This window comes from Muricoccus vinaceus, from assembly GCF_042433125.1.
GTDB classification, from domain to species: Bacteria; Pseudomonadota; Alphaproteobacteria; order Acetobacterales; family Acetobacteraceae; genus Roseomonas; species Roseomonas vinacea.
Genome location: NZ_JBHLVZ010000043.1, coordinates 122,762 through 135,453, shown reverse-complemented (window position 1 = coordinate 135,453; position 12,692 = coordinate 122,762). Strand labels below are relative to the sequence as shown.

At 70.5% G+C, this 12,692-nt stretch carries 12 protein-coding genes; 3 read left to right on the top strand and 9 right to left on the bottom strand.

Features of this window, described 5'->3' with window-relative positions:
* Positions 1 to 11: 11 nt before the first annotated feature.
* Genes ACFFIC_RS15895 through ACFFIC_RS15855 form a run of 9 tightly spaced genes read right to left on the bottom strand, consistent with a single transcriptional unit; the run spans position 12 to position 9,518 of the window.
* The gene (locus ACFFIC_RS15895) at positions 12 to 749 is read right to left on the bottom strand and encodes a PIG-L deacetylase family protein (RefSeq protein ID WP_377052053.1); all 738 of its coding nucleotides are present in this window, start codon (positions 747 to 749) and stop codon (positions 12 to 14) included.
* 11 nt (positions 750 to 760) lie between these two features.
* The gene (locus tag ACFFIC_RS15890; RefSeq protein ID WP_377052051.1) at positions 761 to 1,999 is read right to left on the bottom strand and encodes a glycosyltransferase family 4 protein; all 1,239 of its coding nucleotides are present in this window, start codon (positions 1,997 to 1,999) and stop codon (positions 761 to 763) included.
* The gene (locus tag ACFFIC_RS15885; RefSeq protein ID WP_377052049.1) at positions 1,996 to 2,820 is read right to left on the bottom strand and encodes a sugar phosphate isomerase/epimerase family protein; all 825 of its coding nucleotides are present in this window, start codon (positions 2,818 to 2,820) and stop codon (positions 1,996 to 1,998) included. The genes ACFFIC_RS15890 and ACFFIC_RS15885 overlap by 4 nt, the downstream gene beginning before the upstream one ends.
* Complete coding sequence (locus tag ACFFIC_RS15880) at positions 2,820 to 4,316, bottom strand: YcaO-like family protein (RefSeq protein ID WP_377052047.1); 1,497 nt, start codon at positions 4,314 to 4,316, stop codon at positions 2,820 to 2,822. The genes ACFFIC_RS15885 and ACFFIC_RS15880 overlap by 1 nt, the downstream gene beginning before the upstream one ends.
* The gene (locus tag ACFFIC_RS15875) at positions 4,313 to 5,164 is read right to left on the bottom strand and encodes an MBL fold metallo-hydrolase (protein ID WP_377052045.1); all 852 of its coding nucleotides are present in this window, start codon (positions 5,162 to 5,164) and stop codon (positions 4,313 to 4,315) included. Before ACFFIC_RS15875 ends, ACFFIC_RS15880 begins: the two co-directional genes overlap by 4 nt.
* On the bottom strand, positions 5,155 to 6,189 hold the full coding sequence (locus ACFFIC_RS15870) for a Gfo/Idh/MocA family protein (protein ID WP_377052043.1): 1,035 nt from the start codon (positions 6,187 to 6,189) through the stop codon (positions 5,155 to 5,157). The genes ACFFIC_RS15875 and ACFFIC_RS15870 overlap by 10 nt, the downstream gene beginning before the upstream one ends.
* A complete protein-coding gene (locus ACFFIC_RS15865) occupies positions 6,183 to 7,292 on the bottom strand; it encodes a class I SAM-dependent methyltransferase (RefSeq protein ID WP_377052041.1) in 1,110 nt (369 codons plus the stop codon). The genes ACFFIC_RS15870 and ACFFIC_RS15865 overlap by 7 nt, the downstream gene beginning before the upstream one ends.
* On the bottom strand, positions 7,289 to 8,206 hold the full coding sequence (locus ACFFIC_RS15860; protein ID WP_377052039.1) for a hypothetical protein: 918 nt from the start codon (positions 8,204 to 8,206) through the stop codon (positions 7,289 to 7,291). Before ACFFIC_RS15860 ends, ACFFIC_RS15865 begins: the two co-directional genes overlap by 4 nt.
* Positions 8,207 to 8,216: 10 nt before the next feature.
* Positions 8,217 to 9,518, bottom strand: coding sequence for an inositol-3-phosphate synthase (locus tag ACFFIC_RS15855; protein WP_377052037.1), 1,302 nt, complete (start codon positions 9,516 to 9,518; stop codon positions 8,217 to 8,219).
* A gap of 82 nt (positions 9,519 to 9,600) precedes the next feature.
* Here ACFFIC_RS15855 and hisD point away from each other — a divergent pair, with 82 nt between their 5' ends.
* The 3 genes from hisD to ACFFIC_RS15840 are packed head-to-tail and all read left to right on the top strand — an operon-like array spanning position 9,601 to position 12,685.
* Positions 9,601 to 10,908, top strand: a complete 1,308-nt coding sequence (gene hisD / locus ACFFIC_RS15850; RefSeq protein WP_377052035.1) for a histidinol dehydrogenase — start codon at positions 9,601 to 9,603, stop codon at positions 10,906 to 10,908.
* Positions 10,905 to 11,669, top strand: a complete 765-nt coding sequence (locus ACFFIC_RS15845) for an SDR family NAD(P)-dependent oxidoreductase (RefSeq protein ID WP_377052033.1) — start codon at positions 10,905 to 10,907, stop codon at positions 11,667 to 11,669. The genes hisD and ACFFIC_RS15845 overlap by 4 nt, the downstream gene beginning before the upstream one ends.
* Positions 11,666 to 12,685, top strand: a complete 1,020-nt coding sequence (locus tag ACFFIC_RS15840) for a LacI family DNA-binding transcriptional regulator (protein ID WP_377052031.1) — start codon at positions 11,666 to 11,668, stop codon at positions 12,683 to 12,685. The genes ACFFIC_RS15845 and ACFFIC_RS15840 overlap by 4 nt, the downstream gene beginning before the upstream one ends.
* Positions 12,686 to 12,692: the final 7 nt, after the last annotated feature.

The following is a 12,692-nucleotide window of genomic DNA, read 5'->3' as shown; positions in this document are numbered from 1 at the left end:
GCCGCGGGGCATCAGGCGGCCCGGGTCAGCGGCGGCGCGTGGCCCTGGGCGCGGGCGATTTCCTCCCCCCCCGTCGCGGCGAGGGCGCGGGCCAGGCCGTCCGCGCCGCCGAACTGGAAGCCGAGCTGCGTCGCGTAGGCGGCGCAGGCCGCGTGCTTGGCGGCGGGATCGGTGGGGAGCCGGGTTTCCGGGTAGCGCGCGAGCATGGCCTCGAAGGGGCGGCGCGGGGTGTCGGCGCGGGTGGTGTAGGGGAAATCGCGCCACCAGAGCGTGGGCAGAGGGGAATCCACCAGCTGGAGCGCGCGCACGGTGAGGACGTGGTCCACATGGCCGCCGATCGCCTGGGGAGCCAGGAGCAGGTCGGGGCGGAGTTCCTCCAGCAGCGGCTCGATCGCCGCGGCGGCATCGAGATGCGCCATGTCGTCCGAGCGCGGCGCGGCGAAGAGGGCGGCGGCGGAGGCGTAGCCGCGATGCGGGGCCTCGCGCAGCGGAAGGTGCAGGGGGCGGGCTCCGAGGGCGGCGCAGGCGGCGCGGTCCTCTTCGCGGCGGATCGCCATGTAGTCGGCCTCGGGCGGCAGGCCCTTGTCGGTCTGGCAGGCCAGGGCGAAGCCGGCGGGGTCCGGGACGGTGGCCGTGAAGAGGGTGGCGACCACCACCTCCCAACCCTGCCGGGCAAGGAGCGCGAGGGCGCCGCCGGCGGAAAAGGCCGCGTCATCGAGATGGGGGGAGATGGCAAGGGCGAGCGGCATCGGGAGCGGCTTCAAAGAAGATGCGGGGTGGCGCGGAAACGGCACTCGGAGACGGGAAGGGCGGGGTCGAAGGGCGTGTCCGGCCGGGTGCCGCGCACCTCCTCGTAGATTCCCATGATCTGGCGGCCGACGGCGTCCCAGGAGTAGGTGCGACGGCACTCCTCCAGCGCGGCCGCGGCGAGCCGGGCGCGGAGCGGGGCGTCCTCGATGATGCGCCGGAGGTTCGTGACGAGGGCGGGGATGTCGCCGGGATCGGAGAGCAGGCCGTTTTCTTCGTGCCGCAAGCAGTCCACCACGCCGACGGCGTTGCAGGAGACGGTCGGCAGGCCGCTCGCCATGGCCTCGAGCACGGTGTTGGAGAAGCCCTCCGCATAGGTGGGGGAGACGAAGACATCGGCCTCGCGGTAGAGGGCCGGTGCGGCGGCGTAATCGGCATAGCCGGCGAAGCGGGTGCCGAGATTCAGTTCGGCATCGCGCTCGCGGCAGGCGTCGAGGTCGGGGCCGATGCCGCTGATGGTGGCGGCGAAGGGCACGCCCTCGTCCCGCAGGATGGCGAGCGCGTCGAGCATGTCCAGCGCGCCTTTCCGGCGGTCCACACGGCCATGGTAGAGCAGGCGCACGGGGTCCTGCGCGTCGCCGGGCGCGTGGCCGGGGGCTGGGTGGAAGCGGTCCACCTCCACCGCGCCGGGAACGATGGTGAAGCGGTCCCGCGCGACGCCGAGGCGGTCCACCACCTCCTGCGCGAAGCTGTCGCAGCCGATCAGCAGGCGGTCGGCGTGGTTGAGGACGCGAAGCATGGCCTCGCGGTGCGTCTCGCAGCAGGAGCCGACCCAGTGGCCGTCGCCACCCTGGATGGAAACCACCGTGGGCACGCGGATACGCCGGGCGGCCAGCAGCACGGCCCAGCCATTGGGATAGCCGTACTGGGCGTGCAGGACGTCGAAGGGCTTCCTCGCGTGCTCGGCGAGAATGGTGTCGACCATGTCATCGACATCGCGCTCGAAGTCCGCGCCGCCGGGTTCGGCGAAGGCTTCCTCGCCCAGGGAACGCCGGCCGATGACGGTGACGCCCTGAACCTCCGGCGGGGGGCCGCCGCCATAGACGCGGGTTCCCACGGCGTCGCCGCGGTACTGGCTGACCATGGTCACGTCATGCCCGGCCGCCGCGAGCTGGCGCAGCAGGTTGATGGCGTAGACGCTCATTCCGCTGATGGCCGGAAAGAAGCGGCGGGAAAGGAAGAGGACCCTCATCGCGCGCGGCAGTCGCGGAGCCAGGCAAGGGATTGCGGGATCATGCTGTCGGCCCGGTGGCTCTCGCGCGACAGTTCCACGCAGACGAGGCGCTGGAAGTCGATCGCCTCCAGCGCGTCGAGGCAGGCGGGGATGTCCATGTCGCCCTCGCCGAAGGGAAGGTGGATGTGGGTGCCGCGCGCCATGTCCTCGATGGCGACGGTGCCGATGTGCGGGGCAAATTCGTGCACGGCGCTGGCGGGCTCCCGCTCGCCCGTCACCAGCAGGTGGCCGAGGTCGAGTGCGAGCGTCAGGCCAGGAAGATCAAGGGCCGTCCAGTCGTCCACCGTTTCCACCAGCATCCCCGGCTCGGGCTCGAAGGCGGCGGTGATGCCACGGTCCGCAGCATGGTCGAGCACGCGGGCGACACCCTCCCGCAGCCATTCCAATGCCTGTTCGCGCACAACCCCCGGGCGCGGCACGCCCGCCCAGAAGGAGACGGCCTCGGCGTCCAAGATGGCGGCGATGTCGACCGCTCGGTTGAGAAAGGCGACGCGGCGGCCACGGCCCTCGGCCGCAGGGGTCAGCAGCGTCGGCTCGTGCTTCGCGCGCGGATCCAGCAGGTAGCGTGCGCCGGTCTCGATGACGCAGCCGAGCCTGCGGGCGGAGAGATCGCGCGCGAGGGCCTCGGCGCGGCGCTCCCAGCCGTCCTCCATCGGATCGAGGTGGTGGTGGTCGAGCGTCAGCGCCACGCCGTCGTACCCGGCATCGGCGATAAGGGCGACGGCGTCGGCTAGGCGGTGGTTCGCGGCACCGTTCGTGTTGTAGGCGAAGCGGAGCATCACGCCGGCACCGCCTGCCCGCGGCCCTGCGCCCCACGCCTCTGCGCGAGCACCATCTGGGCGGAGAAGGTGCCGGTCTCCCGGTACATCGGGTAGATGCGGCCGACGAGGCGGTCGGCCAGCGCGCCGTCGAACCAGGCGGGGCCGCCGGCCCGCGCCTCGTCATCCCGGCGCAGCAGCACGCGCTTCGCGCCGTCGCGCGGGGCGTCGAGGATCAGCGGGTCCCGGCGCGCGCGCAGCCGGCGCACGCCGCGCCACCCGATACGGTGATAGCTCATCGTCTCGATCTCGAGCCCGGGGATGATGACCTTCACCGCGCGCACCGCCTCCCCTGGAGGGGAGCAGTCGACGTAGAGGACCTCGATCCCTTCCGCCGCCAGCCGGTCCGTCAGGAGGGCGAGGCGGTCTTTCGAGTCAGCCACCGCCTCGGCGGAGACGGTCGGCAGTTCCGAGAGCTTGCGGTGGCTGCGCGCGGCGAAGACGCTGTTGGCGAGGCGGGCGCGCAGGCCTTCGGCGTCCTGCTCCATCCACTCCACCATGGCGTCGAGCGCGCGCGGCTCCTCCTCGTCCAGCATGGCGACCTTCATCTGGCGCTCGACGTAGTCCAGCGGCAGGGCGTCGCGCAGCAACGGGATGGGGCCGTGCGTCGCGGCCTTGCGCGCGCGGGATCCGCAGAATTCCAGCAGCGCCTTGCGGAGGGTGCGGTTGCGGTCGGGATGCACCGCCTCGCCGCAGGAGGTGACCTGGATGGGGGCCGTGGGCCGGCCACGGTCATCGCCGACGACGTAGAGGTTGGCCATGCCGAAGTCGTCGGCCGCCAGCTTCACCATGACATCGATGCCAAGCGACGTCAGATGGTCGAGAAGCCCCTGCACCGCCGGGTCCTGCACGGCGTCGAGCTCCACCGACACGCCCTGGTCCAGCGCGCGGTAGTTGACGACGTTCCCATCCCTCTGCAGCGCCTCCATGATGCCATGGGCGATGGCGTGCTCCATGTCGAAGCCGGCACCGAGGCCGTTGGTGATGGGCGTGATCAGCCGCGGCTTCTCGTCACCGAGCTGGTAGGGATAGGCGGCGACCCATTCGCGCGGCACGAGGATCGTCTCCCCCGACGGCCAGCGCTTCGCCTCGATCCAGGTGAGCGGCATGTCCGGCGTGTAATCGGAGCCGGCGGACAGGCAGAGGGTGAGCGGGTCCACCACCGCGCGCGCGCGGGAGAGTTCCGCGTAGTTGCCTTCGGTGCGGGGCGCCCGCGCGACCCATCGGCCGACATGCACCTCCTCGCACAGCTCGCCCAGCGCGCCGACCTCGGCCTCGATGGAGGTGAAGCCATAGCCGTAGCCGGTGGTGGCGGGATAGTTCTCGACCAGCAGGTTCGCCTGGACCACGGGAATGCCGGTGCGGTCCAGGTGGTCGATGCGGAAGGTGGAGACGTGGGCATGCTTCGGCATGGTGGCGCGGAAGGCCTCGGCCACGCGATGCAGTTCGTCGCTCATGCGGTCCTCTTCTCCGCTCGCCGGCGGAGTTCGTCCATGGGGATGTGCCGCACGCCCGGGGGGCCGCGCAACTGGTCGTCCAGCACGGCGAGCGCGATCTCCGTGGTGATGCCGCGCGCGTGCTCGAAGGGGGTGCAGACGGTATCGAACTCCACCGCGCCGATGACATCGCGGTACTTCCGCACCTCCCCCGGCGAGAGCGGGATGTCCTTGTGAAAGGCCTTGTGCGTGGAAACCGCGAGGTTCTCGCCCGCCTCGCCCTGGTCCACCTTGAAGGCATCTCCGCAAAACAGCGTGCGGCGCGGCTCGTCGTAGAGCACGGCCTGGCCCTCGTAGTGGCCGCCGACATGCATCAGCGTCTGCCCCGGGCGAAGCTCCAGCGCCTCGTCATAGGGCCAGGTGACGCGAAAGGCCTTGGTCATCCGGAGGTCGTCTTTCTGGATGGCCATGACCTCGGGCTCGAACACGTCCTGCAACTGCCACAGCGCGCCGTAGCCGTGGCAGTGCGACGCCGCGAGGAAGCGGATGCCGCCCAGGCGGCGTATCTCGTCGAGCATCTCCGGGGTGTAGTAGGGCGCGGCCTCGAAGGCGGTGTTGCCGTCGGGATGCAGCAGCAGCCACCCCGTGCCGTTCAGGCCGAAGGGGGGCGAGGTGCTGAAGGCGACCATGTCACGATCGAGCTGGCGCCAGGAGCCGGTGAGCTTCGCCGCCACCTCCTCCTCGCGCAGGAAGTGCCAGCCGTCATGCGGCAGATCGTTGCGCGTGTCGTCACAGACGGGGCAGGAGCGCGGCTCGAAATGCTTCTGCCAGAAGCCGCAATTGGCGCAGGCCCAGGGTGTCAGCGGCATGCGGGGCCCTCCGAATAGGCGCGGTGGAGAAGGCGCATGGTGTGCAGGTCGCGCGCGGCGCTGAAGGTCTCGCGGTCGCCGGTCGCGATCGCGTGGGCGAAGGCGGCCATCTGGCGGGCGAAGGGCGAGGCATCGGCATCCGGCACCGAGAGTGGGCGGCTGCGGCCCTGCGCATCCGTGTGGGTGACGCGGCCGCCGGCATCCTGGCCCATCGTGTTCTCCGCCACGATCTGCCCGGCGGCACCGAGCACCTCGAGACGGCGGCGGGGCAGGGCGTCGGGGCAGTTGTAGGCGACATGCAGCTGCACCAGCGTGCCGCCAGCCGTGCGGCCGATGAGCAGCGCGCCGTCGTCGACGGCGTAGGGCTGCACCCGGCGCTGCGTGAGGGCCGCGATCTCCTGAACAGGTTCGCGCAGCAGGTATTCGGCCAGGTCTAGCCCGTGCGGGGCGAGGTCCATCAGCGCACCGCCGCCGGCGCGCGCGGGATCGGCACGCCAGTTGTCGCCCTCGCCGGTCACGCTCCAGTCGGGGCCAAGCCAACAGGCATAGGCGATGCGGATCACGGTGGGCGTGCCGATCAGCCCCGCGGCAACAGCCTCACGCATGGCGGCGTGGGCGGGGTGGTGACGCTGGTCGAAAGCGGTGCCGAGGAGGATGCCAGCGCGCGAGGCGGCCTCGGCCATGGCCTCGGCATCGGCCAGCGTCGCCGCCATCGGCTTCTCGCAAAGCACGGGCTTCCCGGCCGCCGCCGCGGCCTCGACGGCCGCACGGTGGAGGTGGTTCGGCGTCGCGACATAGATCGCGTCCACCGCGGGATCGCCGAGCAGGGACGCGAGGTCGGCATGGGCGCCGCCTTCGAGGCGGAGCGCCGCACGGGCCGCTTCCCGCGCGGCCGGCATCGGGTCACAGACCGCGCGCACGGCGTGCCCGGCGGCGAGGATCGCCGGGGCGGCATAATCACGCGCCACCCAGCCGTAGCCAACGATGCCCCACCCCAGCGTGCGGGCGGCGAGCGCCGTCACCATCGCTCCGGCAGGTCCAGCAGCTCGCGCCGCATGGCCCACTCCGCCGTTTCGGCGGTGGCGACCGCATGCTCCGGGCAGGTGGTGCGCGCGGGATAGGTGGCGCGAGGGCCGTATTCCCGCTCGTAGCGCTCGGAAGGCCAGGTGATCTCGCCGGCGCTGTAAAGCGGGTTGCGGCGGAGGAAGGCGCCCTCAGGCGGAAGCGCCAGGGCGCCCGTCACGGCGCGCGCCCCGACCGTCCCCGGCCCGGCGACGACGGAGAAGGCCTCGGCGTCGCGCAGCGCCGCGGGCGGCGCGGAACGCGGGGCACGGCGATCCAGGGCGGCGCGCGTGAGTTCAGCATCGTCATACGCGATGGCGTCGGGGAAGAGCGCCGTCAGCTCCTCGGCCGTAAGCGCGGCGCCAGCTGAAAGGTTCGGCCATTCCCGGTTGTGGACATGGCCAATGGCGAGCCATCCCTCCTCCCCCGCCATCTCGCGCAGTCGCGCCAGGATCGGCGCCTTGGGTTCGAGGAAGTAGAAGGCGTCGTGGCAGGCCACGAGATCAAATCGGCGGCCCTCGCTGATAGGCCAGGGCTGCATGGCGGCGTCAACACAGACAAGTTCCGCCTCCGGCGCCACCCAATGCCGCGCCACCCAGAGCTTGGCAAAGACAACATCGGCACCTGTGGTGGCCACGCCGCGCTGGGAAAGCGCGCGCAGGTACTGGCCTATGCCGCAGGCCAGCTCGAAAGCGCTGCGCGGCGCCGTCCAATGCGCCTCCATCAGCGCAAGGCCCGCCAGAAAGGTCGGGTCGCTCCAGCGATGCGCGAAGTAGTCGCCAACCGGTCCCCAGGAGAGATGCGCCATAGCCTCGCGCAGGGTGAGCGCGGCACGATTGGTGACAAGCGCGCGCAACGCCCCCGGCTCGGCGGTGGGTCCCCGCCACCAATCGTCCTGGTCGGCCAGCAGCAGCACGAGGGCGCCGTCGCGATCGCCGGCATCAAGGCGCGCCAGCGCTTCGGCCGCGAGCTCCGGACGGGAGGCCCGGGCGAAGGCGATGTCGTCGATGACCGGCCAGCGGCGGCCGGCCACATCCAGCACCGAGTGCGGCGTGTCCGGTGTCATGCCGCAAGTCCCATGGCGGCGAGCAGGCGGTCCTGAAAGGGCTTCACCGGCCCTTCATGCACGAGCGCCATGTCGTTCAGCACATAGGACATGCTCGCCTTGCCCGCGCGAAGATGCTGCTCGATCTGCAGCACGCGATCCAGCGTGTCGGCGGCGTGGAAGGCGCGTCCCTCCGGTGTCGCGGCATCGGGCAGGATGGCGCGCGCGCCGCGCACCGCGCCCGCCAGCTCGGACGGAAGCTCAGCCAAGGCCATCTCCGTCGCACGAGCGAAAGCCGGCTCCAGGTGGTCGCCCAACAGAACCTCGCCGGCGAAGCCGGAGTCGGGGATCAGCGCGTTGTGCAGGTGGTGCGAGAGGGAGGCGAGAAAAACCACCTCCGGACGCGCGTCGTAGATCGGGCAAAGCAGCACACCATAGACTGCGACCATCAGGCAGTGTTCAGCGTGGTTCTCAGGCGGTTCCAGCAACAGGCGCGGGCGTCCGGGGCAGGTCACGCCGGCACGGGGCTGCCCCGCAAGCTGCGCGACAAAGGTCGGCACAGGGCCATCCGCCTCAGCGGGCGGCGCTTGCCGGAGCATGGCGAGGAGCGGGGAGTCCACCTCCTCCGCAGCCTCCTCCAGGGCCCGGGCGAGAATGGCCTCCGTGGCGGCGCCACCGATGCCAAGCGCACCCATCACCGCTCTGTCGATATCGCCCATCCGCGTCGCAGCCAGCGCGGCTGCCGTGGTGGCGCGCCAGACATCCCCAAGCGGTCGCCCCTCGCACAGGGCTGACCAGGAGGCAGCGAAGAGGCGGTCCGCAATCGAGCCCTCGCGACCGGCGGAGCGGATGCGCTTCAACTCGCCGAGTTCGCGGAAAAGGCCGAGGATCCGTGCCGGCGGCGCTTCAGCCGCCGGCACAATCCCATCCGTCATCGGCAGGAGCTCACTGCGGCGCCCCGAGCCAGTCCATCAGCATACGCTCCTGCACATGGAAGGCATGCTCGGGGTCGTGGCCGTTGCCCACCATCGGCGCCTTGAAAAACAGCGAGAGCTGCTCCTGCACACCGCCGTCGCCGCGCTGCTGGGCAAGGTCCAGCACGCGCGCGATCTCAAGCGCGAGCGGAGCCGCCAGCACGCTGTCCTTGCAGAGGAAGTTCACCTTGATCTGCATGCGATGGCCAAGGAAGCCGGAGATGTCGATGTTGTCCCAGGCCTCCTTGTCGTCGCCGCGCGGGCGGTAGTAGCGGATGTCCACGAGATGGTCCTCGACGTGGTAGCCGAGGATGCTGTCAAGCACCTTGCCCTTGGTGTCGAGCTTCGACGCCAGGCTGTCCTTGTCGCGCAGCGCCTCGCCGTCCCGGTTGCCCAGGATGTTGGTGCTGAACCAGCCATCCACGTGCAGCGCGCGCGAGCGCAGCGCAGGTGCCAGCACCGTCTTCATCATGGTCTGGCCGGTCTTGCCGTCCTTCCCCGCGACGGGGACGTTGCGCGCCTTGGCGAACTCCTTCAGAGCCGGCGCGTCAGCCGCCAGGGAGGGCGTGAAATTGCCGTAGGGCACGCCGCTCTCGATCGCCGCATAGGCGTAGAGCATGGCCGGGCCGATCGAGGGATCGTCGCGGTCGAGAGCGCGCTCGAAGGCATCGAGCGAGTTCAGCGCCTCGTCATCGCCAGGCGTGCGCTCGGTGGAAGCGAGATTGATCATGACGATGCCATCGGCACCGCTCGTCGTACGGAAACGGCGAAGATCGGAGGCAATGGCCTCCACCGCCGCGCGATGGCTGGGTGCCTCGTGCTTGTTGGCGCCGGTGACACCGCGGCAGAACTCACCGCTGCCGACAGCCGGCCAGGGGCGGATGGCGGAAAGCGCCTTGCCCGTTTCGGCGAGCTGCGTGTCGTTCAGCACGCGGTGACTGCCAGCGGCGGAGGCGAGGTCGGCCCCGTCCAGGTCCCAGCCGCCGAACACCATGTCACGGTAATCCACGAGCCCCGGTACGGAAACCTCCGCGAGTGGCAGACCGTCCAGCCGGTTCGTGCCGCGACGAATCACCTCGATCCCCGCCACAGCGGTGGTGGCCACGGCACCGCCGAGACCCACGACCGCCACACCCAGTTTCCGCCCCGTTTGCGCAAGCGACATCATCAAACCCCAGGAAGCCTTCGGGGTAAAATGGATCGTCTGAGCGCTGCGCCAATCACGAACGGGTGTGCCCGCCGGCAAGGTGGCTCTGCGCACCAGCCTCTCCACGATGCCCTCACCAACGGATTGACGGCCCTGCTGAACGGCTCTACCCCGATTGCATACGCATGCAAAAACAGGGGAAACGAAGATGGCGCGAGTTCTGAAGCAAGGGCGCGATGCCGGCTCGATTGCCGAGGACGATGCCCGCGTGCGCGTCACCGTCGAGAGCATCCTGTCTGACATCGGCACGCGCGGAGATGCCGCCGTGCGCGAGTACTCCGCCCGGTTCGACAGCTGGGATCGGGAGGACTACCGCCTGACGGACGCCGAGATCGAGGGGTGCCTCTCACAGCTCACCGCGCGCGACCTCGATGATATCCGCTTCGCTCAGGAGCAGGTCCGGAACTTCGCGCAGCACCAGCGCGAGGCCATCCGCGACATCGAGGTGGAAACCTTGCCCGGCGTCGTGCTGGGGCACCGTAACATCCCCGTGAACTCGGTGGGCTGCTATGTTCCGGGGGGCAAGTACCCCCTGCTGGCCTCGGCGCATATGTCCGTGATCACGGCGAAGGTGGCGGGCGTGGGGCGGATCGTGACCTGCGCGCCGCCCTACCGCGGACGCCCGGCTCCCGCGATTGTCGCCGCGCAGCATCTGGCTGGAGCCGACGAAATCCTCTGCCTCGGCGGCATCCAGGCGGTCGGCGCGATGGCGCTCGGCACGGAAAGCATCGCGGCGGTGGACATGCTGGTAGGGCCCGGCAACGCCTATGTGGCGGAAGCCAAGCGTCAGCTCTATGGCCGCGTCGGCATCGATCTCTTCGCCGGGCCGACGGAAACCCTGGTGATCGCGGACGAGACCGTGGATGCCGAGATGTGCGCGACGGACCTGCTCGGACAGGCCGAACACGGCCCGAACTCCCCCGCCATCCTGCTGACCACCTCCGAGCGCCTGGCGCGGGAGACCATGTCGGAGGTGGAGCGCCTGCTCGCTATCCTGCCCACCGCCGAGATCGCGCGGCGGGCGTGGGAGGACTATGGCGCCGTGATCGTCTGCGACTCCGAGGAAGAGATGGTGCGCGTGGCCGACGACATCGCCTCGGAGCACGTGCAGGTGATGACCCGCGACCCCGACTACTTTCTGAACCACATGACGAACTACGGCGCGCTGTTCCTGGGCCCGCGCACCAACGTTTCCTTCGGCGACAAGGTGATCGGCACCAACCACACGCTGCCGACCAAGAAGTCCGCGCGCTACACGGGTGGGCTCTGGGTCGGCAAGTTCCTCAAGACATGCACCTACCAGCGCGTGCTGACCGACGAGGCCTCGGCCATGATCGGCGAGTACTGCTCGCGGCTCTGCATGCTGGAAGGCTTCGTCGGCCATGCCGAACAGGCGAACGTGCGCGTGCGCCGCTATGGCGGGCGCAACATCCCCTACGGGCAGGCGGCGGAATGATGTTGCCGGCCACTCCCTCCTTCCGCCTGGACGGGCGGCGCGCGCTGGTGACGGGAGCCGGCCGCGGCATCGGCCTGGCCGCCGCGGCGGCGCTCGCCGGGGCGGGCGCACATGTCACGCTGGTGTCGCGCAGCCCCGCTGAGATCGAGGCAGCCGCGGCCGAGATCCGGACTGGCGGCGGGACCGCCGACGCACTGGCGCTCGACGTGCTGGACATCGCGTCCATGCAGTCCGCCATCGCCGCCGCCGAGCCTTTCGACATCCTCGTCAACAACGCCGGCACCAACCGTCCCCGCCCCTTCACCGAGGTGTCCGTGGAGGATTTCGACGCGGTGATGGGGCTGAACGTCCGTGCCGCGTATTTCACGGCCCAGGCCGTCGCCCGGCGGCTGGTGGCGGCGGAGCGGCGGGGCGCCATCATCAACGTCTCGTCCCAGATGGGGCATGTGGGCGGGGTGAACCGCACCGTCTACTGCGCCTCCAAGTTCGCGATGGAGGGGATGACCAAGGCCATGGCCATCGACCTCGGCCCGCATGGCATCCGCGTGAACACGCTCTGCCCCACCTTCATCGAGACGCCGATGACGCGCCCCTATTTCGAGGACGCGGCGTTCCGTTCCTTCGTGCTCTCCAAGATCAAGCTCGGTCGGCTGGGGCAGGTGGAAGACCTGATGGGCGCCATCCTGTTCCTCGCGGGCGACGGCGCCGCGCTGATGACCGGCAGCGCCCTGGTGGTGGACGGAGGATGGACGGCGGAATGAGGGCGGCGCCCGTCGCCGCGCGCCGCGTCACGGCGACCGACGTGGCGCGTCGCGCCGGCACCTCCCAGTCTGCCGTCAGCCGGGTCTTCACCCCCGGCGCCAGCGTCTCGGCCGATCTCCGCGAACGGGTAATGCAGGCGGCGCGTGACCTGAGCTACCGGCCCAACGCCATCGCGCGCTCGCTCAGCACGCGGCGCTCGCGCATCGTCGCGGTGGTGGTGGCGGAGTTGGGCAACCAGTTCTACCCCCTGGTGCTGGAGGCGCTCTCGGCGCGCCTACAGGAGAAGGGCTACCAGATCCTCCTCTTCACCACCGGCCCCGGCGCCGCCGGCGATCCCGTGATCGAGCAGGTGATGCGCTATCAGGTGGATGCGGTGGTGCTGGCCTCGGCCGGCCTGTCCTCAGCCCTGGCGCGGGAATGCCGCGGGCTTGGCGTGCCCGTGGTCATGTTCAACCGCACCACCGACGATCCGGAGCTTTCCTGCGTCACCGGCGACAACGAGCGCGGCGGGCACCGCATCGCGCGGTTCCTGGCGGCGGGCGGGCACCGGCGGCCTGCCTTCATCGCGGGGCTGGAAGGCTCGTCCACCAGCCGGGACCGCGAGCGGGGCTTCACGGCAGGGCTGGCGGAGGCGGGGCTCGCGCCACCCGCGCGGTCGGTCGGGTACTACAGCTACGAGGGCGCGGCCGAGGCGGCGCGGACCCTGCTGCGCGCGCCGGCAAGGCCCGACGCGGTGTTCTGCGCCAATGACCACATGGCCATCGCCTGCATCGAGGTGGCACGGCACGAGTTCGGCCTTTCCATTCCCGATGACCTCTCGGTTGTCGGCTTCGACGATGTCGGACCGGCCCGCTGGCGCAGCTTCGACCTCACTTCCTTCTCGCAGCCACTCGGGCCGATGGTGGAAGCCACCATCGGCATGCTGCTGGAGTTCATGGAGACACCGGACCTGCCAACGCGGCGCGTGGTGGTGGAAGGAAACCTGGTGCTGCGGGGTTCCGCCCGGCTTCGCTAGCGGACTC